Annotated in this window: 19 protein-coding genes; 8 read left to right on the top strand and 11 right to left on the bottom strand. The window is 68.8% G+C overall.

All coding sequences use genetic code 11. The features are described 5' to 3' along the window. Window positions 1-143 precede the first annotated feature (143 nt). From EL266_RS01145 to EL266_RS01125, 5 genes are all read left to right on the top strand, one after another. On the top strand, window positions 144-1,385 hold the full coding sequence (locus EL266_RS01145; protein WP_408608479.1) for a DUF418 domain-containing protein: 1,242 nt from the start codon (window positions 144-146) through the stop codon (window positions 1,383-1,385). A 94-nt stretch (window positions 1,386-1,479) separates the two neighbouring features. Further along, window positions 1,480-2,007 carry a DUF4282 domain-containing protein gene (locus EL266_RS01140; protein WP_051281399.1) on the top strand — a complete coding sequence of 176 codons (528 nt, stop codon included), beginning with the start codon at window positions 1,480-1,482 and terminating at the stop codon, window positions 2,005-2,007. A gap of 106 nt (window positions 2,008-2,113) precedes the next feature. Continuing rightward, window positions 2,114-3,442, top strand: coding sequence for a DUF418 domain-containing protein (locus EL266_RS01135; protein ID WP_026427797.1), 1,329 nt, complete (start codon window positions 2,114-2,116; stop codon window positions 3,440-3,442). 264 nt (window positions 3,443-3,706) lie between these two features. After that, entirely contained in the window at window positions 3,707-4,165 is a 459-nt protein-coding gene (locus EL266_RS01130) for a hypothetical protein (RefSeq protein WP_026427798.1), read from the top strand. A gap of 33 nt (window positions 4,166-4,198) precedes the next feature. Beyond that, window positions 4,199-4,891, top strand: coding sequence for a hypothetical protein (locus tag EL266_RS01125; RefSeq protein WP_126412037.1), 693 nt, complete (start codon window positions 4,199-4,201; stop codon window positions 4,889-4,891). A 93-nt stretch (window positions 4,892-4,984) separates the two neighbouring features. Here the strand turns inward: EL266_RS01125 and EL266_RS01120 are convergent, their stop codons facing one another. The 4 genes from EL266_RS01120 to EL266_RS01105 form a co-directional block, all read right to left on the bottom strand. Further along, the gene (locus EL266_RS01120; protein ID WP_084501070.1) at window positions 4,985-7,315 is read right to left on the bottom strand and encodes a prolyl oligopeptidase family serine peptidase; all 2,331 of its coding nucleotides are present in this window, start codon (window positions 7,313-7,315) and stop codon (window positions 4,985-4,987) included. A 100-nt stretch (window positions 7,316-7,415) separates the two neighbouring features. Beyond that, window positions 7,416-7,886 (bottom strand): MmcQ/YjbR family DNA-binding protein, encoded by a 471-nt coding sequence (locus EL266_RS01115; RefSeq protein WP_051281422.1) that lies wholly within the window; start codon window positions 7,884-7,886, stop codon window positions 7,416-7,418. Between the two features lie 270 nt (window positions 7,887-8,156). Beyond that, window positions 8,157-8,339 carry an Rv0909 family putative TA system antitoxin gene (locus EL266_RS01110; RefSeq protein ID WP_026427801.1) on the bottom strand — a complete coding sequence of 61 codons (183 nt, stop codon included), beginning with the start codon at window positions 8,337-8,339 and terminating at the stop codon, window positions 8,157-8,159. A gap of 144 nt (window positions 8,340-8,483) precedes the next feature. Beyond that, window positions 8,484-9,293, bottom strand: a complete 810-nt coding sequence (locus tag EL266_RS01105) for a hypothetical protein (RefSeq protein ID WP_026427802.1) — start codon at window positions 9,291-9,293, stop codon at window positions 8,484-8,486. Between the two features lie 334 nt (window positions 9,294-9,627). On the opposite strand from EL266_RS01105, the gene clpB reads away from it, so the two are divergent. Next, the gene (clpB, locus tag EL266_RS01100; RefSeq protein WP_026427803.1) at window positions 9,628-12,297 is read left to right on the top strand and encodes an ATP-dependent chaperone ClpB; all 2,670 of its coding nucleotides are present in this window, start codon (window positions 9,628-9,630) and stop codon (window positions 12,295-12,297) included. A 301-nt stretch (window positions 12,298-12,598) separates the two neighbouring features. On the opposite strand, the gene EL266_RS01095 is transcribed toward clpB, so the two are convergent. From EL266_RS01095 to EL266_RS01070, 6 genes are all read right to left on the bottom strand, one after another. Beyond that, window positions 12,599-12,970 carry an ArsR/SmtB family transcription factor gene (locus EL266_RS01095; protein WP_084501072.1) on the bottom strand — a complete coding sequence of 124 codons (372 nt, stop codon included), beginning with the start codon at window positions 12,968-12,970 and terminating at the stop codon, window positions 12,599-12,601. 49 nt (window positions 12,971-13,019) lie between these two features. Further along, the gene (locus EL266_RS01090) at window positions 13,020-14,003 is read right to left on the bottom strand and encodes a methyltransferase domain-containing protein (RefSeq protein WP_051281400.1); all 984 of its coding nucleotides are present in this window, start codon (window positions 14,001-14,003) and stop codon (window positions 13,020-13,022) included. 24 nt (window positions 14,004-14,027) lie between these two features. Continuing rightward, window positions 14,028-14,789, bottom strand: a complete 762-nt coding sequence (locus EL266_RS01085; protein ID WP_051281401.1) for an ArsI/CadI family heavy metal resistance metalloenzyme — start codon at window positions 14,787-14,789, stop codon at window positions 14,028-14,030. 369 nt (window positions 14,790-15,158) lie between these two features. Next, window positions 15,159-16,436: an aminotransferase class V-fold PLP-dependent enzyme gene (locus tag EL266_RS01080; RefSeq protein ID WP_026427805.1), complete on the bottom strand. Its 1,278-nt coding sequence runs from the start codon at window positions 16,434-16,436 to the stop codon at window positions 15,159-15,161. A gap of 69 nt (window positions 16,437-16,505) precedes the next feature. After that, entirely contained in the window at window positions 16,506-17,600 is a 1,095-nt protein-coding gene (locus EL266_RS01075; RefSeq protein WP_051281402.1) for a GTP-binding protein, read from the bottom strand. Between the two features lie 478 nt (window positions 17,601-18,078). Then, window positions 18,079-19,932, bottom strand: a complete 1,854-nt coding sequence (locus tag EL266_RS01070; protein WP_051281403.1) for a carboxylesterase/lipase family protein — start codon at window positions 19,930-19,932, stop codon at window positions 18,079-18,081. A gap of 216 nt (window positions 19,933-20,148) precedes the next feature. Between EL266_RS01070 and EL266_RS01065 the strand changes: the two genes are divergently transcribed. Further along, window positions 20,149-20,850: a TetR/AcrR family transcriptional regulator gene (locus EL266_RS01065; RefSeq protein ID WP_034515523.1), complete on the top strand. Its 702-nt coding sequence runs from the start codon at window positions 20,149-20,151 to the stop codon at window positions 20,848-20,850. A gap of 82 nt (window positions 20,851-20,932) precedes the next feature. On the opposite strand, the gene EL266_RS01060 is transcribed toward EL266_RS01065, so the two are convergent. After that, window positions 20,933-21,661: an HAD family hydrolase gene (locus EL266_RS01060; protein ID WP_084501076.1), complete on the bottom strand. Its 729-nt coding sequence runs from the start codon at window positions 21,659-21,661 to the stop codon at window positions 20,933-20,935. A 143-nt stretch (window positions 21,662-21,804) separates the two neighbouring features. Between EL266_RS01060 and EL266_RS01055 the strand changes: the two genes are divergently transcribed. Then, window positions 21,805-22,788: a LacI family DNA-binding transcriptional regulator gene (locus EL266_RS01055; protein ID WP_034515525.1), complete on the top strand. Its 984-nt coding sequence runs from the start codon at window positions 21,805-21,807 to the stop codon at window positions 22,786-22,788. Window positions 22,789-22,852: the final 64 nt, after the last annotated feature.

Genomic DNA, 22,852 nt, shown 5'->3' with positions numbered 1-22,852 from the left:
CGGGAGGAGGTAGGGGGCGGGCCCGGCTCCCCTGATGGAAGGGGCGGGCTGGCGGGGCGCGGCCATAGGGTGAATCCATGCGTGTGCTGACCTCTTTCACCCGTGGTGTGCGGTATCCGGCTCCTGATGTGGCGAGGGGTTTCATGCTCCTGCTCATCGCGGTGGCCAATGTCCCGATCTGGGCATCCTCGTTGGCATCCTCCGAGGAGACGGTGGACTACTCCACGGCTGACTCCGTTGACTCTGTGTGGCTCGTCCTGCGAACGATGCTCGTGGATCGCCGATCTTTTCCGCTGTTCGCCATGCTGTTCGGGTTCGGTCTGATGGTGATGATCAACCGGCGCGTCGCCAGTGGTACGCGGACGTATCTGGAGCAGGCCACGGGCGGCCAGGAGCAGGAGGCCAGCCCGGCTCAGGTGGCCTGGGCGCGTGAGCAGGCCACGATCGATGCGCGTCGCCTGGTGCGCCGTCGCGGGTGGTGGATGATCCTGTTCGGGGCGGTGCACGGCGTGTTCTTCACCGGGGACATCATCGGCGCCTACGGGCTGGCCGCGGTGATCTTCGCCGGCTGGCTCGCCCACAAGCACCGCAAGCGCGCCATCGTCCTCAGCTCCGCCATTGCCTTGCTGGTCGCGGTGGTGCCATTTTTTGCGAGCCAGATGTCCACGTCCACGGAGTCCGGGCAGGCGCCCGACATGGGTGTTCCATGGGTGGTGTCCAATCTGCTGTTCTGGATGTCCTTCACCGTCGTCGGGGGGCTTGTCACCCTGGTTGTTCCCTCGATGTTCATCGGGGCGCGCCTGGCGGACACTGATCTTCTCGCTCACCCTGAGCGGCACCGGCGCCTGCTGGTGGGCGTGGGCCTGGGAGGGCTGGGCCTGGGAGCGCTGGGGGCGCTCCGCCTGGCTCTGGGGGATCTGGGCCTCGGAGAGCCCGCGTCATTCGATCAGTCGGCCTACGAGCTGACCGGGTTGGCGGGAGCATGCGGTTGGTTGGCGCTGCTCGCGCTCTACGCCGGCGGGCCGCGGCCCGATGGCGAGCTGCGAGGGCTGCGGTGGCTGGCCTCGGCTGTGGGGCGGCGCTCGATGACGGCGTACCTGTCCCAGACGCTCCTGTTCGGCCTCGTCTTCGTCATCATCCCGTGGCTGGTCGGTTCCACGCCGCGGGTGGGGGAGGCCGGTGCCGGACTGATCGCGGTGGGGGTCTGGGCGGCCACGGTGGTGCTGTGCGCGGCGCTGGAGCGCGCCGGGCACGCCGGTCCCTTCGAGACCGCCCTGCGCACCGCCGTGGCCCGCAGCCAGCGGCAGCGGTCGATCCCGCTCCCGCCATCCCCGCCGCAGGAGGCGTCCGCGGCAGCGAGCCCTGTGAACCAGCCTGCGGGGTGATCGTCCCCCGTCTGCTGCGGAGGCCTGGAGATTGAGGGGGCGAGCCGAGCGCGGGTAGGCTGGAAGGGTCCCCCAGCGCGAGGAGAATCGCACGATGACCCAGCCGATCAACCCCGATCAGTCCCACACGCCTCCGCCGGCTCCGCAGGCCGACTCCTACAGCGCGGGCTCGGCCCCCACTGGCAGCTACCCGCCTCCGGCCCCCTACCCTCCCCAGCCCGCCTCGGCTCCTGACCCCATGGGCGGCTATCCGGTCCAGGCCGCCGGCTACCCCGGCTACGCCCCGGTCCAGCAGCGCGGCTTCTTCTCCGCCCTGTTCGACATGTCCTTCAGCCAGTACATCACCATCACCTGGGTCAAGGTGGTCTACATCCTGTGCCTCATCGCCATTGCCATCGGATGGTTCTTCGGCGCCTTCATGATGGGCACGGTGGCTGGTATCGGTGGTGGTAGTTATGGCTCCTCAGAGTTTGATCCGGGCGCCTTCTTCTTCGCCCTGATCTTCGGGCTCATCCCGGCCTTCCTCCATGTCATCGGCATCCGCCTGCTCCTGGAGTTCATCGTCGCGATCATCCGCACCGAGCAGAACACGCGGGCCCTGGCTCAGCGGCCGATGGCCTGAGCACCGACGCAGCACCCACGCATCGGCGGGGAGGAGGATCCCTCCTCCCCGCTTTCCCCTTCGCGCGGCCGACCTGAGGGCCGCTCCCGGGCATACCATCGCTGCCATGAAGATGACGACCTCCTTCACCCGTGGCCCCCGTTATCCCGCGCCCGACGTCGCGCGCGGCTTCATGCTCCTGCTCATCGCCATCGCCAATGTGCCTGTCTGGCTCATCGCAGCATCCGACTACAGCAACGTGGTGATCTCGCCGCCCCTGCTCCACGGCGCCGACGCCGTCTGGGTGCTCGTGCGCACCCTCCTGGTCGATCAGCGCAGCATCCCGCTGTTCGCCATGCTCTTCGGCTTCGGCCTGATGACCATGATCAACCGCCGCATCGAGTCCGGGACCCAGGAGTACCTCAAGGCCCTGCCCGGAGCCGACCAGGGCGCCGTCCCGCACCCCGTCCAGGAGGCATGGGCGCGCGAGCAGGCCACGGTCGACGCCCGGCGGCTGGTGCGCCGTCGGGGCTGGTGGATGATCCTGTTCGGGGCGGTCCACGGGCTGCTGTTCTTCGGTGACATCATCGGTGCCTACGGCCTGGCGGCGGTGGTCTTCGCCGGCTGGCTGGCCCGCAAGCACTGGGGGCGCGCCCTGGCCGTGTGCATCGGCATCATTGTCATCATCTGCGTCGTGATGCTGGCACAGGGCTGGTGGATCGCGGTAGGCATGGAGCAGTACGCGGCCCAGACGGGCAGGGACGTCAGTGAGTTCTCGACGGGGACGGGCTTCCGCCTGTCCTGGCCGCTGATCAACATCATCATGTGGCCCATCGGCACCATGCTCTCCTCGGTCGTGTCCGTCGTGGTCCCGGCCATGTTCATCGGGGCCCGCCTGGCCGACACCGACCTCCTGGTTCACCCCGAGCGCCACCGGGGGCTGCTCATCGCCGTTGGCCTGGTGGGCCTTGGCCTGGCGGCCCTGGGGGCCTACCCGCATGCCAGGTACGTCATCGGGCACGCCCCGGCGGTTGTCGTCGGGCCGATGCTCGCCCAGATCACCGGTCTGCTCGGGGCCTGCGGGTGGTTGGCGCTGCTGTCGCTCTACGCCGGTGGACCCAGGCCCGACGGGCGCCTGACGGGGCTGCGGTGGCTGGCCTCCGCCGTGGGGCGGCGCTCCATGACCGCCTACCTGTGCCAGACCTTCGTCTTCGGCGCCGTCCTGGGAGTGATCCCCTGGGCACTGGGCGTCGAGGTGTCGATCAGTCCGTTCGTCGCTGGACTGATCGCGGTGGCCACGTGGGGAGCCACAGTCGTCCTGTGCGCCGTCCTGGAGAGGCAGGGCCGGCCCGGCCCCTTCGAGACCCTGCTGCGCACGGCCGTGGCCCGCTCGGCGAGCCCCCGTCCCGTGGCCCCGGCGATGCCGATGCCCCAGGCACCCTCGGGGCAGGCGTAAACCCCGCGCCCGCGGGGATGATCCGGAACCGATGCCCCAGGCGCCGTCGGGTCAGGCCTCCTGAGGCCCTGCCCGACGGCGCCTGGGCGGCGTGCTCCCGCCGCTCAGACCGGCCGGGAGCACGCCGTTGGCGAGTCGGGCGAGGGCGAGGTCCGTCGGGGCGGTGTGTGGGACTTGTCGCTCACGTCCCCGGGCTGTGACATGGGCGGATCGCACGCGGTAGTCTGCCGGAGTCCCGTGATCAGACAAGGAAGAGAAGCCCTTATGACACAGCCCCAGAATCCCGGTCAGCCGTACTTCCCGCCGGCCTCCTCTGCGCCGTCGGCCCCGATTCCCGGCCAGCCCTACCCGCCCCAGGGCGTGCCGCAGACCGGCCCGATCCCCAGCGCGCCCAGCGCCGCCATGCCCGGTGGGCCGGTGCCCCCTGGTCAGCCCTACCCGCCCCAGGGCCCGGCGGGCGACTCGCTGTTCGGCAACCTCTTCGACACGAGCAAGGGCTTCGCCGAGCGCTTCGGCAAGGTCGCCTTCATCGTGGCCGTCATCGCCTTCACCCTGAACTGGCTCTACGCCGCTTTCTCGCATGGGGATAATTATGACGGCTACGACTTCGGCGAGTTCCTCATCTCTCTGTTCATCTACGCACCGTGGGCAGTGATGCAGATCTTCCTGGTCCGCCTGTTCATCGAGCTGGTGGTCAACGCCTCCAAGCGCGCTCAGTCCTGAGCCCCGCCCACTGCCGCATATGAGAATCCCGTGATGCCGAGGATGCCGGGCTCCGAGGAGCCCGAGGCGCCGCCCGCCTACGGACAGCGCGTGAGCCCTGAGGAGCTCGCCATCCTGCGTGCCGAGCAGGGGCTGGACCCCCTGCCGGAGCATGCGGACCCCGATCCTGACGATGCGGGCCCCGTCAGTGGCTGGAAGGCCCCCAAGGGCGGCGTGAGGCTCGACGCCTGGTCGCGAGCCCAGTCCGACGGCGCCCCGGCGCCCCGGCGCGGCTGGCGCGTCCTGGCCGTCGGCCTGGTCCTCATGCTCGTCGTGCCCGTCCTGCTTCTCGTCGGCGCTCTGCGCACGGCCGTGGACTGGTCAGGGGCACCGCCGACGGCGCTGGGCGAGTCGGGCACGGTGCAGCTCAACAAGGGCACCCGGGCCATGGTCTACGCCGGCCCCACGGACAGCACCGCGGATTGCACCATCACCAATCCGCAGGGCGCGGCGGTGGTCAAGGAGGAGAGCGGTCTGGTCCCTCTGGCCTCCTTCACCGCCTCGCAGGCAGGGGCCTACACCGTGACCTGCAGTGCGGGCACCGAGGGCATGATGGTGGGCCCCCCGATCCGCGCCGAGCGGATCGCCGTCGCCAATGTGATGATCATGGGCGCCCTCCTGTGCGGCTTCACCGGACTGGCGGTCACCGTGGTGGGGATCTCGCGCCTGCGCCGCGGCCAGCGCTGACTCGCACCGACCCGCACCGATCGGCACCGATCCGCTCGGGCTCCGCGGGGTCGGCCGCCGGAGACACGGCACCGGCCCCGCGGCCGGGGCTCCTCAGGAGGCGAGACTGCGCCAGCAGAACTCGTAGACCAGGGCGCTCATGAAGGCGCGCTGCGCATTGGTCGAGGCGCGCCCATGCCCGCCCTCGGAGTTCTCGAAATAGGTGACCGACTGGCCCAGGGCCCGCAGCCGGTGCGCCATGGTGCGGGCATGGGCGGGATGGACCCGGTCATCCCGGGTGGAGGTCACCAGCAGCACCGGTGGGTAGCGGAGCCCGGGCCGCAGCAGGTGGAAGGGGGAGAACTCCTTGATGAACTCCCACTGGGCCTCGTCGTCGGGATCCCCGTACTCGGCCATCCAGGAGTGGCCGGCCAGCAGGTGGGTGTAGCGGCGCATGTCCAGCAGCGGGACCTCGCAGACCACGGCCCCCACCAACTCGGGGTGGCGCGTGAGCATCATCCCGGTCAGCAGCCCACCATTGGACCCGCCGTGCACGGCCAGCTGCTGGGGCGCGGTGACTCCTCGCTCCACCAGGCCGGCGGCCACCGCGGCGAAGTCCTCGCAGGCCCGCAGGCGGTTGCCGGTCAGGGCCGCCCGGTGCCAGGCCGGCCCGTACTCCCCGCCGCCACGGATATTGGCCACCACATAGACCCCGCCGCGCTCCAACCAGGCCCGGCCCATGACCGGCTGATAGCCGGGCAGGAGCGAGTGCTCAAAGCCCCCGTAGCCGTAGAGGATCGTGGGCGCGGGGCCGCTCGCCCCGTCACCGCCCGCCCGGCCCACCTGGAAATAGGGGACGCGCGTGCCATCGGTGCTGATGGCCACATGCTGGGAGACCGTGACGCCACTGGCATCGAAGCGGGCGGGGGCCTGGCGCAGCACGCACATCCCCTGAAGCGACCCCTCGGCGGTCAGGCGGGCCACCCGCAGCGTGGAGGGAGTCGTCCACCCCGAGACGCTCAGCCACAGGTCGTCTCCGCTGCGGGCATCGACCTGCCGGGCCGAGACCGTCACCAGGGGCCGCCCCGCTCGCAGATCCGTGTGGTCGATCGCCGGGGAGACCGGCACGTCGCCGGCCGCGGACAGGTCCAGGTCATGGCGGGTCCACTCCTCATGGCCGGGTCGTGCGGGAGGGGTGAGGACCTCCAGTCGAGTGACGACGTCGTCAAGCACCGTAATGACCAGGTGGTTGCGGGTCCACACGACGGACTCCAGGCTGGTGGACCCGGTGGGGGTGAACAGCGCCGTCAGCCTGCGCCGGCCCTCCAGGAACTCCGCCAGGGGAGCGGCCAGGAGCGAGCCGGCCGGGAAGGCCCGACCCTTCTGGTCCTTCTGATCCTGCTGGTCCTCCGGCTCCCAGGCCTCGCGCAGCTCGATGATCAGCCAGTCCCTCGAGGCGCTGATATGCGCTGACGGGGGCACATCGATCCGTTGGGCCCCAGGGGCGATGGACTCGCCCTCGGGCAGCGGCCCGGCACAGGTGCGCTCGGGGAATCGGATCCCGCTGGGCAGGAGCCAGGTCCGCCGGGTGTGGAAGTCGATCAGGGTGCTCAGCCAGGTGCGGCCGTGGATGTCATAGGCGGCGGACACCGCCACGGCCTCCTCGGCGGCCGTGCCCAGGACCTCGGCCTCGGCCAGGCTCTGGCCCCGGTGCAGCCGCAGCGCCTGGCGGGGGTAGCCCGAGCGCGTCGTCGAGCCCCGGCCCAGGTCGGTGGTGATGAGGACGGACTGGCCCTCCTCGTCGGCCCAGACCATGGAGCCCTTGGAGGCCTCGCGGTAGAAGCCGCCCTCCTCAGCAGGGATGAAGCGGCGCTCGGACAGGTCGAACTCGCGCGTGACATCCGCATCCGATCCGCCCTCGGACAGGGTGATGAGGGCGCGCCTGCCCCGATCGGGCCCGGTGGCCAGGACCTGGGCGCCGTGCCACACCCAGGCGCGGCCCTCCTGGCGTCCCAGTTCGTCGAGATCGAGGAGGATCTCCCAATCCGGCTCGGCGGGAGGCAGCGCGCCGGAGGATGACGGGGCGGTGGCGGCGTAGTCGAGCCAGGTGGTGCGGCGCCACAGGCCCCGGGGGTGATCGGCGTCGGTCCAGACGTTGTAGAGCAGGCCGGCGCGCTCGGTGACGGCCGGGATGCGGTCAGGGGCGTCCAGGATCGTCTCGATGTCGCCGGCCAGCTCGATGAAGCCCGCGTCGGCGGCATAGGCCGCCTCGGTCTCCTGGTTGCGGCGAGTCACCCACTCCAGCGCCTGGGGGCCCTCGATCTCGTCGAGCCACTCGGGGACGGGCGGCAGATCGGGCCCCGTCCTCGCCGCCCGCGGCGTCGTCCCCGGGGCGACGGCGCCGACCGGGGCGACACGGGCGATGGGTGCGTCGTCGTCATGCATGGGCCCATTGGATCACGACCCGCATGGCGGCTCCGGACCGTCCGCGCGACGAGGGCGGGGAAGTGCGAGGAGCGCGCGGCATCATCACGCGGCATCGCCATCACTGCGTGCGCCACTGCCATGTGGGGCGGGCCGGCCTGCCGGCGGAGTCGGCCAGCAGCACCGCCTCGCGCACCCGGCGCGTCAGCAGGCTGAGGACCAGCCGGTAGGAGTCCTCCACGAGCTCGCCCGCGGTGGTCGCCTCATAGTCAGGGCTGGTCAGATCGATGCTGACCCAGTGCCTCTTGGACTGGTGGTATCCGGGTCCCACCCAGCTCATGGAGGCGCGCACGGCCACGCCATCCTCGGGCTCGAGCTTGACATTGGCCAGGGCTCGGCCGTCGGGGTGGGTGAGCATGAGGAGGAACAGGCGCGTGCCCACGGAGGCCACGGTGGTGTCCCACTCGGGCTTGAGCCCCACCCAGGCCGCGGGCAGGCCCGCTGCTCGGGCGAGCAGATCATCGCGGCGCGCCTCGATGATCTCCTCGGGCACCACGGGTCCCTGGTGCCGGTCTTCGCCGATGGTGGTCATGGTCAGGAGTATGCCCTGCATGCGCCGGAGCCGATATCGCTGAGCCCGTCCGTTCCGCGGACCCGTGCGTCGACGACGAGGGAATGCGTAGACGACGAGAGTTCGCCTCAATCACCCCTGTGCAGAGGTCAGTCGGATGACGCGAACCGTCGTCGTCGACGCAAAGGCTCGTCATCGGCGCGCTGAGCGGCGGTGGGACGCGCAGGGGCCCCGCACCAAGGGTGCGGGGCCCCGCCTGCGGTCAGAGGGCCGCGGGTGTCAGCTCAGTGCTCAGGCGTTGCCGAGCTTGCCGTCGATGGCGTCGCGCGCGGAGTCGATCTTGTCATCGAACTTGCCGCCGGTCGCCTTCTTCGCGGCGTCTGCAGCGGTGTCAAGAGCCTTGTCGCTGAGCTCCTCGGTCTTGTCGGAGCCGAGTGCCTCGCTGGCCTTCTTCGACAGGTCATCAAGTCCCATGCTGTTTCTCCTTCCGTCGGGTGGCACGGCGTCGGTCGACGTCGGCCTCACGCCGAATGCTGCCAGGTTGAGCGCCGCGGGGGAAGTTGGGCGCCTCGCGGCGGTCCTCCGGTGATGGATGGTGCGGCCGCCGGCTCGGTCCGCTCAGCGCAGGGTGGAGGCCATGGTGTTGACCAGGTCCTGGGCGCGCTCAGTGCTGTAGGTGTAAAGCTGCAAGTGCACCATCCTGCCCTGCGGATCGGGCAGGTAGATGAGTGCGTACCTGCGGTTCGAACTAGCATCAGTGGCGGTCATGTATGAGCCCTTGCCGTTGGCAGTGTCCACCTCGGCGTAGAACTCCGGCGAGTAGCCCAACTCGTTGAGCTCCGAGGTCAGGGTCGCCTCATCCTTGAGCCCCGTGGGGAACGGGACCATGGTCATGAGGAGCATCTCGTTGGTCTCGTTGCCGGGGAGGTACGTGGCGACGGCGTCCTTGAGGAGTAGATTGCGCTGAATGCTCGCGAGGTCAGTGTTCAGCTCTGCCGCGATGGACTCCATCGCGGCCTGGTCCACTGTGTCGTAGATGGTCCAGTTGTCGGGCACGGCGAAGCTGATCAGTGCCGTGTCGCCCTTCATCGTCTGGCTGCCGGCAGGCGGCTCGGCCGGCTCAGCCGCTGTGGCCGGGGCCTTGCTGGCCGAGGCGCTGGCGTCAGCGCTGGCGGATGCGGAGGCTGATTCACTGGGCTCGGCGGACGGCGTCGAGTCCTTCTTGCGGACGTTCTCGCTCTCCCCGGAGTCTTCCTTGTCTTTGGAGGCCGCACTGGACGAGGACTCGGCACTGGGGGACTCGTCCTGTGAGAGACCGGGTAGAGGGACCATCCCGCAGCCGGCCAGCGCCAGTGCGGAGAAGGCGAGGAGGGCGGGGGTCAGTGCTCGGTTGGCGAACGTCGAGCGTGGGCGGTGACTGGTGGACATCGTTGCTCCTGCAAGAGGTAGGCGTTGCGCAGTGCGCCGTTCGGTCCAGAGCGTAACGGAATGATCACTGTCTGTGCGCTCCTGCGGGCAGTTTGATATGTGGTTTATTCCTCTGGCCCCCATGGCGCCCGCCTCGGCGACCTGGTCGAGCATCCTGCCCGGGCTGCTGGGCCGGGCTGCTGGGCCGGACCTCCACCCCTGAGGTCGCCCGGACGCCGTCGTGAGAGGGGTCACCGCCTTCGCCAGCGTCGCGATCAAGGTTGAGCGGAATAGACTCAACCCTGCGTAGGTTGGAGTGTCCAGATACCAGCCGTCACCACCAAGGGAGACAACCATGGACACCAATTACACCACCAAGTCACAGGAGGCGATCTCCGGGGCCATGCAGGCTGCCGCCGCGGCCGGCAACCCCCAGATCACCCCCGCCCACCTCCTCGTCGAGCTCCTCGCCCAGGAGGGCGGAGTCGCCGCCGGCCTGCTGGCCACCGTCGTCCCCGACGCCTCCGCCCGCCAGGCCGTGGGCGCCGCGGCACGGCGCATCCTCAGCCGGCTGCCGGCGTCCTCGGGCTCCAGCATGACCCAGCCCCAGGCCTCCAGGGCACTCCTGAGCGCCCTGGAGGATGCCGGCGAGCAGGCCAAGGACCTGGGCGACGAGTACATCTCCACCGAGCACCTGCTCATCGGCCTGGCCTCCACCGAGGCCGAGCCGGGCACCATCGCCGCCGCCCTGGCCGAGGCCGGTGCCACCGCCCCGGCCCTGCGCGCCGCCCTGCCCGCCGTGCGCGGCCAGGCCCGCGTGACCTCGCCCAACCCGGAGGGCACCTACAAGACCCTGGAGAAGTACGGCACCGACCTGACCGAGGCCGCCCGGGCCGGGCGCCTGGACCCCGTCATCGGCCGCGACGCCGAGATCCGCCGCGTCATCCAGGTCCTGAGCCGGCGCACCAAGAACAACCCCGTCCTCATCGGGGAGCCCGGAGTGGGCAAGACCGCCGTCGTCGAGGGCCTGGCCCAGCGGATCGTGGCCGGCGACGTCCCCGACTCACTGGCCGGCAAGCGCCTTATCGCCCTGGACCTGTCCGGGATGGTGGCCGGGGCCAAGTACCGCGGCGAGTTCGAGGAGCGACTCAAGGCCGTCCTGGCCGAGATCGCCTCCTCCGACGGCGAGGTCGTCACCTTCATCGACGAGCTGCACACCGTCGTGGGGGCCGGCGGAGGCTCCGAGGGGGCCATGGATGCCGGCAACATGCTCAAGCCCATGCTCGCCCGCGGGGAGCTGCGCATGGTGGGCGCCACCACGCTGGACGAGTACCGCGAGCACGTCGAGAAGGACCCCGCCCTGGAGCGCCGCTTCCAGCAGGTCTTCGTCGGCGAGCCCAGCGTCGAGGACACCGTCGCCATCCTGCGCGGCATCGCCCCCAAGTACGAGGCCCACCACCAGGTCACTATCTCCGACGGCGCCCTCGTGGCCGCCGCCTCCCTCTCCGACCGCTACATCACCGGCCGTCAGCTGCCCGACAAGGCCATCGACCTGGTCGATGAGGCCGCCTCCCGCCTGCGCATGGAGCTGGACTCCAGCCCAGTGGAGATCGACGAGCTGCGCCGTCGGGTGGACCGCATGCGCATGGAGGAGGCCTACCTCGACGAGTCCATCGACCAGGACGAGGCCGACCCCGCCACCGCCGAGCGGCTCGAGAGGCTGCGCGCCGAGCTGGCCGACGCCTCCGAGGAGCTGGCGGCCCTGACCGCCCGCTGGGAGGCCGAGAAGGCCGGGCACAACAAGGTCGGCGAGCTGCGGGCCGCGCTCGACGAGCTGCGCACCCGCGCCGAGAAGGCCGAGCGAGAGGGCGACTTCGAGGAGGCCGGGCGCCTGCGCTACGGCGAGATGCCTTCCCTGGAGCGCCAGATCCGCCAGGCCGAGGCCGACGACGCCGCCGGTGCCACCGAGGCCGCGCCGCCCATGATCGCCGAGAAGGTCGGTGCCGGTGAGATCGCCGAGGTCGTGGGCTCGTGGACCGGCATCCCCGTGGGGCGCCTCCTGCAGGGCGAGACCGAGAAGCTGCTGACCATGGAGGAGGCCATCGGCGAGCGGCTCATCGGGCAGGGCGCGGCCGTGTCCGCCGTCGCCGATGCGGTGCGGCGCTCGCGAGCGGGCATCTCCGACCCCGACCGTCCCACCGGCTCCTTCCTCTTCCTGGGGCCGACCGGCGTGGGCAAGACCGAGCTGGCCAAGTCCCTGGCCGAGTTCCTCTTCGACGACGAGCGCGCCATCGTGCGCATCGACATGTCGGAGTACTCCGAGAAGCACTCGGTGGCTCGACTGGTGGGCGCCCCTCCCGGGTACGTGGGCTACGAGGAGGGCGGCCAGCTCACCGAGGCCGTGCGGCGACGCCCCTACTCGGTGGTCCTGCTCGATGAGGTGGAGAAGGCCCATCCGGAGGTCTTCGACATCCTGCTCCAGGTGCTCGACGACGGCCGCCTGACCGATGGCCAGGGCCGCACCGTGGACTTCCGCAATGTCATCCTCGTGCTGACCTCCAATCTGGGCAGCCAGTTCCTCATCGACCCCCTGCTGAGTCCGCAGGAGAAGCGCAAGGAGGTCATGAGCGTGGTGCGCAGCTCCTTCAAGCCGGAGTTCCTCAACCGGCTGGACGACACCATCGTCTTCGAGGCGCTGAGCAAGGAGGAGCTGGGCAGGATCGTGGACATCGCCCTGGCCCGCATGGGCGAGCGGCTGGCTGGGCGGCGCCTGGAGCTGTCGGTCACGGATGCCGCCCGCAGCTGGCTGGCCGACGAGGGCTACGACCCCGCCTACGGGGCGCGGCCCCTGCGCCGACTGGTCCAGCGCGAGATCGGGGACGCCCTGGCCAGGATGATCCTGGCCGGGGAGGTCGCCGACGGCCAGTCCGTGGTGGTCGAGCGCGCGGCGGGCGAGGCGGGCTTGAGCCTGCGCGCCGAGGGCGAGCCGGTCCGCTCGGCGCCGTCGGCGGCCTCCGCCCTGTGAGTCTGTGAGGTCCAGGCCGAGTCCACTCGGCGCAAGGCCAGGCGGTGCGAGTTCGGGCGGTGCCGGTCCGCGGTAAGCGGGCCGGCACCGCTTCGTGCTGACGGCGTGCCTTCGCGCCGGCGGCGTGCCTTCGCGCCGGCGGCGTGCCTCCGCGCCGACGACGAGGGTCTGCGTACCGAACGAGCCTTTGCGTCAATCACCCCTGTGCTAACCCCAGTCGGATGACGCAAACCCACGTCCGCTACGCATAGGCACGTTCATTCGCCAGCCGCCGGGCGTACCCCTCGGCCCAACCCCTGCGTCAGGAAGTGCAGCATGTGGGATCCTGTGTCGTTGTGGCGGACCGGGAGGTCAGAGATGCCACTGCGTCCCTGAACTGCTTGAAGACGGGCTCGTTGAGCCGATACCAGATCCACGTGCCCTCTCTGCGGGGAACGACGAGGCCGGCTTCTCGCAGTTTCTTGAGGTGATAACTGATCGTTGCCTGACTGCGACCGCAGGAGTTGATGATGTCGCACACGCAGATCTCTGTTGAGGCTGAGGCGATGCAGGTGAACACTGCGAGACGGACAGGGTCGCCGAGCGCCCGCGCTGTGGTGGCGAGGGTCGCGAATCTGTCCTCGGAGGCCTCCGCCGAGTCCGTCTCGAGCTCAGTTGGCGGTGAGAGCGTCATACAGTCAAGTATGCAGGGATCCGACTGATCATGGCGTGATGATTCCTCACTAGACATCACGACCTGGCGGCGGTGCTGGGGCGATGAGGCTCAACCGTGCTGATCTCGCACCGTCCGTGAAGATGGTCAACGGAGCCTGGGGCTGCCCGTCCGCGATCAGTGCGATGATGTCGCGGTCTCCCCGAGCGGTCATACTCAGGAGTCGGACCTCGACGGTGGGCGCTGAGGCATCCCGGGAACTCGCACCCAACCTTCCCACGAGCTCGCGTGCCTCCCGAGTGTGTGCGTCGTCGTGGATGACGTCGACAGCGCAGTGCGGCCTATCGGTGGCTCGTCTGGCGCTCAGCGTGAGGCTGGTTGCCAGTGCGGTGTCCTTGAAACGGACGGTGCTCGCGTTGATGACTCTCAGGCCGTCCAGACCCGCGTCGTGAAGGAGGGTGCGGTAACGCGGCCAGGAGATGCCGGTCTCGCAGCGCGTCTTGCTCTCGAGGCTCTCCTCGCCGCCTCCGATGATGTCGGAGACGAGTGCCCGGCCCCCTGGTTTGAGAACTCGAGCGATCTCCCTCCATGTGCCCGCGTGGTCCTGCGACAGTGACAGGACACAATTACTGACCACGAGGTCGGCCTGCCCGTCTTCGATGGGGAGCGCGGTGCTGGTGCCCGCGCGAAACTCGACCCACGGCATATTCTTCGCGTCGCGGTTGCGCTCGGCGACCTCACGCATGGCAGGACTCGGATCGACGCCGATGACATGACCCGTGGGCCCGACCCGCAGGCCAGCAAGCAGACAGTCGGCTCCGGCCCCCGACCCGATGTCCACGACGGTCATACCTGCATCGATATAGGCCTCGTCGATGGGATGTCCGCATCCGGAGGACAGTCTCAGCACCTCGTCAGGGAGGAACTCCAGTTGCTCGGACGAATATATTGTTTCCGCCGAGCAGCACAGGTTGCTGCTGCCGCCGGCAGCGAGACGGTCGTAGGTGTCGATGATGAGGTGCGCCGGATCAGTGGAGCGGTCAGTGGCTGTCATACCTGGGCTGTCCCTTCTGACCGATCAGTGTGCGGTGAGTGCTTCTGATGCCTGCACGTAGCTGCGCTCGAGCTCCTGGAAGCAGATGCAGTCAGGGCCGCAGCCTTCGTCAGCCTCAGCCTCGGTGACCACGAAGACCTCCCACATGTTCCCGTCCGGGTCGACCACCCAGACCTTGGTCTGCACGGCGTAGCAGCAGGCGGTCTCGGATTCCTCGGTGATGGCGAACCCAGCGGCCGCCAAACGCTCGCGAGCCTTGCTGACCTCCGTGGTGGACTTGACCTGGATGCCGTAGTGGCCAGACGAAGAGGTGACTTTCTCGTGCTGGTTGATGCTGAGATTGAGGCTGGGCTCAGCGGGCTCGAACTTGGCATAATCGTCCTTGACCTTGGTTGGGGGGCAGTCAAGCAATACCGAGTAGAACGGGATGGAGGCTGCGACGTCAGCGACATCGAGGCTGATGTGCACGCGCGCCGCACCGTTGAACTCTACGGCGGATCGTGCCTCGGTCACGAGTGCGATGGACTCAGTGACGCCCAGGGCCTTCCAGGAGTCAATCTCCTCTCGCGTCGGCGCAACGCCGCTCTTGACGACATGACCGTTGACGAGAGTCAGTGGGAAGGTGTCAGCGCCTCGTAGTGACATGGCACGGATGACGGCGGTAGGAAGGTCCGAGTCGGCATTGAGGTCGAGGCTATGAACTGTCGCCTCTGTCAGGTCCGGGTGGTTGATGCCCAGGATAGCCTCCCGAGACATGAAGTTGAGAATGTAGACATCGATGTTCATGGCAGGGTCCTTTCTTAACAGCAGCCGGAGCCGGAGGAAGTGGTCTGGTGAAGAGGGAGCGGGGTGCGCGGAGTCGCAGGCGATGTCGGATCGAGCAGGTCCACTGCGTCGAGAAGATTAGGCAGTGAGCCTGCGCTGACCACGATGCCGTCGCGCACGAGAAGGGGCAGTGCAGCCCCATTAAGGATGTGGGACATAACGGCCCCAGACAGGGCTGTGGTGGGCGCTCCGTCCTCTTCGAGGTTGATGTACTCGATGGTGTCGCCGCAGCATGCGTGCTCGCGGAGGAACTCAGCGAGCTTGTGACCCTGACCCGGACCGCAGCAGGGACGCTCAAGGATCTGAATTCGTGTCATGGATTCACTCCCGTCATGAACGGATCAGTTTGGCGCTGATCTCAGAGATGGCCGACGCCGCGGCATCGACCTCGTCCTCGGTGTTGTAGAGGTAGAAACTCGCTCGGACGTTCCCGGACGATCCTGGGTGCCCGGCAACGTCATTGAAGTAGTTGACCGCGCAATGCTGACCAGTCCGTACAGCGATGTGGTAGCGCTCGTTGAGGATTCGCCCGATCTCGTTCGGGTCGATGTCGCCGACGTTAAAGGAAACAACGGCCATTCGCTGCTCCGGGTTGCTCGGCCCGTAGATGTCGATTCCGGGGATCTGCTCCAGGGATCGCATGAATCGTGATGTCAGAGCGCGGTCGTGCCGCTCAATGACATCCATGCCGACTTCCTCGATGTATCTGATAGCCGCATGCAGGCCGAAGGCCTCAGCGATCGGAGGAGTGCCGGGCTGCCACTTGTCCGGCAACTCGCTGTAAGAGCAGTAGTCGAGACTGCACTCCTCCAGAGATGGGCAGTCGCACTTGGCGGTGTCGAGGGTGCCTCCGCCAAGCATGCCAGGCATCATCTCCAGGGCTAGCGCCTCACGGATGTACAGCACGCCGATTCCCGTGGGGCCGAGCATCTTGTGGCCGGAAAAGGCCAGGAAGTCGCAGTCGATGCGGCGGACGTCCAGTGGCACATGCGGTGCGGCCTGTGCTGCGTCCACCATGAACATCGTCCCGTTCGCTCGACAGGCCTTGCCGACGGCCTCGATGGGCGTGACGGTGCCAAGGACGTTCGACAGCGCGGTCATCGTGACGAGCTTGGTGCGGGGGCCGATGAGGGCGGCGAGCTCCTCGGCGTCGACGATGCCGTCGCGGCCAGCGTTGTACCACTTGAGCTCGAGCCCCTTGGCGGAGGCCAGTGATACCCAGGGCGCCATGTTCGAGGTGTGCTCGATGCTCGTGAGAACGATCTCATCCCCGGGGGTAAAGTCGAGCGTATGGGCGATGATGTTGATGGCGTGAGTGGTGTTCTGGGTGAAGGCGATCTCGGAAGGGCTGGCGTTGATGAACCGGGCGACGGCGGCAACGGCGTCCTCGTAACGCTCCGACGCTCTCATGGAGAGGTCGTAGGTCCCCCTGTGAATATTCGCTCGGTATCGCGTGTAGTACTCGGTCATCGCATCGACAACCGGCATGGGGGTCAGCGACGAGGCGACGGAGTCGAGATAGATGTCACTGTCGGCGGTGATGGTCGGAAAGTCGTGCCTCAACTGTTCTAGGGAGGAGAGGTGTCCGTGATTGGAAGTAGTGTCCATGAGTTTCCTTTGGTGTTGGGGTGGCCTGACTTGTTTCCTGGCGGGATCATGACGCGGTTGCGCCAATTTCTACAGCCTGTAAGTAGGAGTGGGGTAGGAGGGCTGGAAGGTGGCACCAGTCGGTTGGCCGGTGAGGGTGCCGTGTCGGCGATCGGCATGGAGAACTGCGATAGAGATGGCCTTGTCCATCTCCGCCGGAGGCACGGCGACCCGGGCGTTGAGCGTCCATGAGGCGCTCGTTGAAGGCAGCGTGTGCTTCTCGTCAAAGGTCACCAGTTCATCAGCGGTCAAACTCGCCTTGACGGCGCCCTCGCGGTTCTGGGAGCGAAGCTTCACATGGCCGACTACGGCGTCCTGAGCCCTTGTCTCCTCTCCCAAGGCGGTCAGGAAGGTGTGGGCCCACTGCGCGGGCTGGAACGAGTCAGAATTTTTGGCGTCCGTGGTGAAGGTCTGGTTCGCCCACGCGAGTTCAGCCTCAGCGCCGCCGTAACGATCGTAATCAATCTCGAAGGAGCGGTGCTCCTCCTGGGGGCGGAAGGCGCTCCACAGCGCCACCAGGGACTCGACGCCCTGTCCTGTTGCTGCCGAGGTCGCCACGACCTGTGCGTGAGGAAAGTTCTTCTGCAGTTCGGAGGTTAGTGTTGTTCCCTGGTCGGCAACGAGGTCGGTCTTGTTTATCACGATGATGTCGGCGTCGTCGAGCTGATGCCGGAATAGGTATGCCAGATCGGACTCGGCGTCGCGCTCATCCTCGGACCGCCACAGGGCTCGGTATCGGACTGGATCGACGACGGCGGTTAGAGGGGCGATGCTGAGCTGTGCGCTGTGAAGTTGCCGCAGCGGGCGCACGACGGTCGACTGAAGGTCCGTGCAACTGCCGACGGCCTCAGCCAGGATGATGTCAGGGTGCTTGTTCTCGATGACCGTCATGAGGGTGTTCACAAGGTCATCGAAGCGGCAGCAGAAGCAGCCTCCGGTGATCTCGGAGACGGACTGTATCCCGTCCACCTGCTGGGCCAGGTGAGTGTCTACTAGTTCTTCGCCCTGGTCGTTGGTGATGACGCTGACTCGGGAGCCTTGGCTCTCGAGGTGTCGGGCGGCGGCGAGCATCAAGGTGGTCTTCCCTGCACCGAGGAATCCAGAGAGAGGGATCAGTGTCGTCATCGTCATCTCCTTTGAAGTCGAACGAGTCAATATATCGATGGTTATTAGACTAACGAGTATCGATGTATGTTGTCAAGGGTCAGTTCGTAAGATCTAGGCGACTGGCTAGCTGGAGCGGCTCACGGCTGGAGTGCCGCGCTCCCAGGCTTGCTCCCTGGGGATGCAGGATGGGATGACGGCGGGCGAGGCGGGCTTGAGCCTGCGCGCCGAGGGCGAGCCGGTCCGCTCAGCGCCGTCGGCGGCCTCCGCCCTGTGAGTCTGTGAGGTCCAGGCCGAGTCCACTCGGCGCAAGGCCAGGCGGTGCGAGTTCGGGCGGTTCCGGTCCGCGGTAAGCGGGCCGGCACCGCTTCGTGCTGACGGCGTGCCTTCGCGCCGGCGGCGTGCCTCCGCGCCGACGACGAGGGTCTGCGTACCGGACGAGCCTTTGCGTCAATCACCCCTGTGCTAACCCCAGTCGGATGACGCAAACCCACGTCCGCTACGCATAGGCACGTTCATCACGTCCTTGCCCTGCCCTCAGGTAGAGGATCTCGCGCTCGACGGCGAAGACGGGCAGGTCCTCGATCACGGCCTCCTCCGGCTCCCCGGCCCCCGCCCCGGTGGTGTCAGCCGCGGTGTCGGCCTCGGTGTTGGCCCCGGAGCCCGCGGCCGCGGCTCTCGTGCTCCCCTCGGGAGCGGCGCCTCGGGCATCCCCGTAGCGGCGGCCCAGGCCCCGCTGTCCCCAGTCCTCCCAGCCGGGGTCCCCGGTGGTGATGAATCGGACCCAGTCGGCGTGCATCGCCTCGGCCAGCGCCTCGTCGCCCGGACGTCTGTCTCCCAGCGTGCGCTCGCAGTAGGGGTGGGCCAGGCAGTCGAAGGCGAAGGGCAGCTCCATGCAGTGCGTGGCCATCCCCAGTGGTCCGGGGCGGGCGAACTCATAGGCCCAGGACCGGGCGGCCCTGCCTGCCGCGCCCGCTCCGCCCGGCTCGCCCGCCCCGCTCGGCCCGTCCGGCTCGTCTGCCGCGTCCACTCCGCCTGCCGTGCCCGGCTCACCCGCCGCAGCGGTTCGCTCCCGCCGCTCCAGCCAGTCCACCAGCGGCATGTGGAAGGTCGAATCGGAGATGAGGTCCCCCAGCAGCAGGTGAGGCGCATCGGCGTGCTCGGGATGCGCCGCCGCGTAGCGCTCCGCCAGCTCCGGCCCCATCCCCGCCTCCACCAGCACCTGGTGCGCATCCCGGCCGGCCATGACCTCCTCATAGGCCAGGCCCGCGACGGTGAACTCATGCGTGGTCGAGCCCACCAGCACCGGGGCCTCCGCTCCCGCCCCAGCCGCCAGCGCCTGCTCGATCGGCTCGGGTATCACCTCCCCGTCCACCACCGGCACGAAGGCCGGCGCCGTCGGCACCCCCATGATCGCCCGGCGGGCCGCCGCCACCGGGTCGGGACCAGCGGCTCCGGCCCCGTCGTCGTCGGGCAGGGAGCCCTGCTCGTCCAGGCGGAAGGTGGCGGTGAAGACCTCCTCATAGGGCACCGAGCAGAAGCCCTCCAGACTCGCCTCCACCCCGATGGCGGCCGCCAGATCCCGGGAGTGGCGCTGGGCGGTGGCCGCATCCCGCCGCGGCACCGCCCCCGACTCGCTGATCACCCCGTGGAGCAGGCCGGCGGCGCGCGGCACCCCCAGCAGGATCATGGCATTGCCTCCCCCGGCGCTCTGCCCGCCCACGGTCACGCGGCTCGGATCGCCCCCGAAGCTCGCGATGTTCTCCCGCACCCACTCCAGGGCCATCACCTGATCCAGGACGCCCCGGTTGTCGGGGGCGTCCGACCCCTCCACCCAGCCGTATCCCTCGAATCCCAGACGGTAGGCCACCGAGACGGTCACCACGCCATCGCGGTTGAAGGCGGCGCCGTCGTACCAGGGGCTGTTGTGGCTCCCCGAGATCCAGCCGCCCCCATGAATCCACACGTAGACCGGCAGGCCCGCCTCCCGCCCCGGCGCCGGGGTGAAGACATTGAGGTTGAGGATGCCCTGGCCGAGCATGGTCGGCTCGGGAATGGCCGGATCCTCGAAGGCTGACTCCCTCTGAGGTGTGGGGCCCGGCACGGTGGCGTCCAGCTCCCCACTCCAGGTCTCGGCGCGCACCGGGGCCATGAGCCGACGGCGTCCGACAGGCGCCTGGGCGTAGGGGATCCCGTAGAAGGCGGCAGAGCGTGTGAAGCGCGCCCGACGGCCTGCGTGGGAGACATCGCGCCACAGTCCCCTGACCGATCCGCAGGGAGCATCCACCCGTGGTCCGGGCTCCCCGGCGGGCAGGGCGATGGGTGTGGCGACGGCGGAGCTCGGGTCGGTCATGATTCCTCCGGGAAGAGGTGGGCGCAGGGGGCGATGACGTCGAGGCCGACAGCATCTGGGAGCGGGATACTCGGCGAGTCAGATAAGTTGTCTTGGTCACAACCATGCCACACGATTGTCACAGTCCCGCGCCGCATCCGTCCTGCCGGTCGATTTCTCAGAAAATTGCCTGCTCAGTGTTGCATTGAGTTTGCATGATGGTGACATGATGCAGGCATGAGCAGCAGCGGCAGTCCCAGCGCACCCGAGAGCCCTGCCCGGCGTCGTGGTCCGGGCCGCCCCCGAGCGGGCAGCGAGGACAAGCGCGAACGGATCCTCAACGAGGCGGTCGCGCTGTTCGGCGCGCGCGGCTACGCGGGCACCTCGCTGGCGGATATCGCCGCTGCCGCCGATATCTCCAAGGCGGGATTGCTCCACCACTACTCTTCCAAGGACGCACTCTTCGCCAAGGTGCTCGAGCGCCGCGACCAGCAGGACACCATCGACGTCATGGGCCAGGAGGGCGAGGTGACCGACCCCTGGGACCAGTTGGAGCGCTACGTCGAGCTGCTGGCCAAGAACGTCGAGCGCCGCGAGCTCGTGGCCATCTACACCGCCACCTCCGTGTCGGTCCTGGACGCCGCCCACCCCGCCCATGAGTGGATGGCCGGCCACCTGGCCCAGGCGGTGGACCGCTTCGAGTCGTGCTTCGAGATGGGCAAGGAGGCCGGTGTAGTCGATCCGGAGATGCCCTCGCGCCTGGTGGCCCGCACGCTGGTCGCCCTGTCCGACGGCCTGCAGCTGCAGTGGTTGTGCACCACCACCCCTGGCTCCAGCGCCGCCGACTCCCTGGCCACGGGCCTGATCGAGGAGATCCGCCTCTACGTGGACTCCCTCAAGGCCCAGTGGGGCCGCGACGAGGTTCCCGCCGCGGCCTGACCTGCCTGACCCGCCCGCTCGGCCTCCCCGACCGGCGGGCCGGCCCAGTGGTCGGCCCGCCCGCCTCCCAGGGGCCCGGGCGTCAGCGCGCGGCCCACAGGAGCAGATGCGGGGTGATGGATGCCAGATCGGGCACCACCACGAGCCCGGGGTCGGCGGGAAAGTGCTTGCGCGGGCCGATCTGCACCACATGGATGCCCACGCCCCGCGCCGAGGCCGCCCCGGTGGCCGAGTCCTCCACCACCACACACTCCCCGGGATCCATGCCCAGGCGCTCAACGGCAGTGGCGTAGGGGAGAGGGTCGGGCTTCGATCCCGCGCCGTCGTCCCCGGTGACCAGGGTGTAGAAGACATCGCCGAGCTCGGCCGCCACCCGCTCGACGATGGGCCGCGGCGAGGCCGAGACGATGGCCTGGGCCAGGCCGATCTCCGCCAGGGCGGAGGTGATCTCGCGCGCGCCGGGCAGCAGGGGAGGGCGGGCGGCGACCGCCTCCCGGACATCGCGGGCCATGGTCTCGAAGACCTCCTGGGTGAGGGGGTCCTCCCAGGAGGCGGCGATGCCTGTGGCGGCGATGATCTCGCGCGCCCGGCGGATCGATGCCCCGGTCAGCTCGGCCACCAGCTCGGGGGGCGTGCTCCCGCCAAGCGCCGTGCAGCGGCGGATGAAGGACTCGTCCCACAGCGGCTGGGAGTCCATGAGGGTGCCATCCATGTCCCATAGAACGGCGTGGATGGTGAAATCCTGGGGCAGGGGAGTGGAAGTTGTCACATGGGGCAGGGTATTCCATCCGGGATCGGCCGGTGGGCGCATCGGAGACGTATGCGTCATCACGCGGTGCCTGTATGGTTCACTCCGTCCCGCGGAAGCCCGCGATCTTCTCCACCGGCCCCTACCGGCCATGGGACAGGCAATGATGCGCAAGGAGAGTGGTGAGAACCCCCCGTAAGACCACCATGGAGGATGTGGCCCGCGCCGTCGGCGTCTCGCGGACCACGGTGTCCTTCGTGCTCAACGAGCGCTCGGATGTCCGCATCCCCGCCAGCACCCGGGAGAAGATCCGCCAGGCCGCGCGGGAGCTCGGATACCGGCCCCACGACGCCGCCCGCGCCCTGGCCTCACGGCGCACCGGCCAGATCGGCCTGGTCTCCGAGATCGTCACCAGCCCGCTGGGCTCGGCTACGATCCGGGGGGTTCAGGACGCGGCCCGTCAGGCGGGGTACTCCCTGTTCATCGTGCCCACCACCCCCAGCGGCGAGGAGGACCCGGAGGCCTTCGAGACCCTCCTCAAGGCCAGGGTGGAGGGCATCATCTACGCCACTGGCTGGCACTGCCAGGTGAGCATGCCGCCCCAGGCCCGTGAGATCCCCACGGTCCTGGTCCACTGCACCGATCCCGGCTCGGGCCTGCCCGAGGTCCGCCCCGATGAGTACTCCCTGGGGCGCCTGGAGGCGCAGGCGCTGCTGGAGGGGCATCACCGCGATATCGGCGTCATCGAGTTGGCCGACGACGGCGAGGCCGCCCCCGGGCGGCGGGCCGGCTGCGAGGAGTACCTGGCCCAGGCGGGGATCGCGTGGGAGACGGTGCGCTCGGCCGTCGGCCACGGTACGACCCGCGGCGGGTACGCGGCCGCCTGCGCCCTCATGGATGCCGACCCCTGGATGACCGCGCTGCTGTGCGGCAACGACCGTATGGCCATGGGCGCCTACGACGCCCTGCGCGAGCGGGGGCTGCGGGTGCGCGACGACGTCGCCGTGATCGGGATCGATGACCAGGAGCTCATCGCCGACCAGCTCCATCCCGCCCTGACCACGGTGGCCCTGCCCTTCGAGGAGATGGGGCGCGTGGGCGTGGATCATCTCCTGACGCTCATCGCGGGCGGGGAGGTTCCGGCCACCACGTTCCTGCCCGGCCGTCTCGTGCGCCGCAACTCGGCCTGATCCACCCCTGACTCCGCCAATTTGCGTGAGTTCGTACTTTTCCGGGCCCGGAAAAGTACGAACT

Origin of the sequence: Actinomyces slackii (genome assembly GCF_900637295.1) — a bacterium.
Lineage (GTDB): Bacteria > Actinomycetota > Actinomycetes > Actinomycetales > Actinomycetaceae > Actinomyces > Actinomyces slackii.
This window is presented reverse-complemented; position numbering and strand designations above follow the sequence as displayed.

Excerpts from the sequence above, each read along its gene's own strand:
- EL266_RS01145 (WP_408608479.1), top strand. The coding sequence starts at position 144 with ATGCTCCTGCTCATCGCGGTGGCCAATGTCCCGATCTGGGCATCCTCG.
- EL266_RS01140 (WP_051281399.1), top strand. The coding sequence starts at position 1,480 with ATGACCCAGCCGATCAACCCCGATCAGTCCCACACGCCTCCGCCGGCT.
- EL266_RS01135 (WP_026427797.1), top strand. The coding sequence starts at position 2,114 with ATGAAGATGACGACCTCCTTCACCCGTGGCCCCCGTTATCCCGCGCCC.
- EL266_RS01130 (WP_026427798.1), top strand. The coding sequence starts at position 3,707 with ATGACACAGCCCCAGAATCCCGGTCAGCCGTACTTCCCGCCGGCCTCC.
- EL266_RS01125 (WP_126412037.1), top strand. The coding sequence starts at position 4,199 with ATGCCGAGGATGCCGGGCTCCGAGGAGCCCGAGGCGCCGCCCGCCTAC.
- EL266_RS01120 (WP_084501070.1), bottom strand. The coding sequence starts at position 7,315 with ATGCATGACGACGACGCACCCATCGCCCGTGTCGCCCCGGTCGGCGCC.
- EL266_RS01115 (WP_051281422.1), bottom strand. The coding sequence starts at position 7,886 with ATGACCACCATCGGCGAAGACCGGCACCAGGGACCCGTGGTGCCCGAG.
- EL266_RS01110 (WP_026427801.1), bottom strand. The coding sequence starts at position 8,339 with ATGGGACTTGATGACCTGTCGAAGAAGGCCAGCGAGGCACTCGGCTCC.
- EL266_RS01105 (WP_026427802.1), bottom strand. The coding sequence starts at position 9,293 with ATGTCCACCAGTCACCGCCCACGCTCGACGTTCGCCAACCGAGCACTG.
- clpB (WP_026427803.1), top strand. The coding sequence starts at position 9,628 with ATGGACACCAATTACACCACCAAGTCACAGGAGGCGATCTCCGGGGCC.
- EL266_RS01095 (WP_084501072.1), bottom strand. The coding sequence starts at position 12,970 with ATGACGCTCTCACCGCCAACTGAGCTCGAGACGGACTCGGCGGAGGCC.
- EL266_RS01090 (WP_051281400.1), bottom strand. The coding sequence starts at position 14,003 with ATGACAGCCACTGACCGCTCCACTGATCCGGCGCACCTCATCATCGAC.
- EL266_RS01085 (WP_051281401.1), bottom strand. The coding sequence starts at position 14,789 with ATGAACATCGATGTCTACATTCTCAACTTCATGTCTCGGGAGGCTATC.
- EL266_RS01080 (WP_026427805.1), bottom strand. The coding sequence starts at position 16,436 with ATGGACACTACTTCCAATCACGGACACCTCTCCTCCCTAGAACAGTTG.
- EL266_RS01075 (WP_051281402.1), bottom strand. The coding sequence starts at position 17,600 with ATGACGACACTGATCCCTCTCTCTGGATTCCTCGGTGCAGGGAAGACC.
- EL266_RS01070 (WP_051281403.1), bottom strand. The coding sequence starts at position 19,932 with ATGACCGACCCGAGCTCCGCCGTCGCCACACCCATCGCCCTGCCCGCC.
- EL266_RS01065 (WP_034515523.1), top strand. The coding sequence starts at position 20,149 with ATGAGCAGCAGCGGCAGTCCCAGCGCACCCGAGAGCCCTGCCCGGCGT.
- EL266_RS01060 (WP_084501076.1), bottom strand. The coding sequence starts at position 21,661 with ATGCGCCCACCGGCCGATCCCGGATGGAATACCCTGCCCCATGTGACA.
- EL266_RS01055 (WP_034515525.1), top strand. The coding sequence starts at position 21,805 with ATGGAGGATGTGGCCCGCGCCGTCGGCGTCTCGCGGACCACGGTGTCC.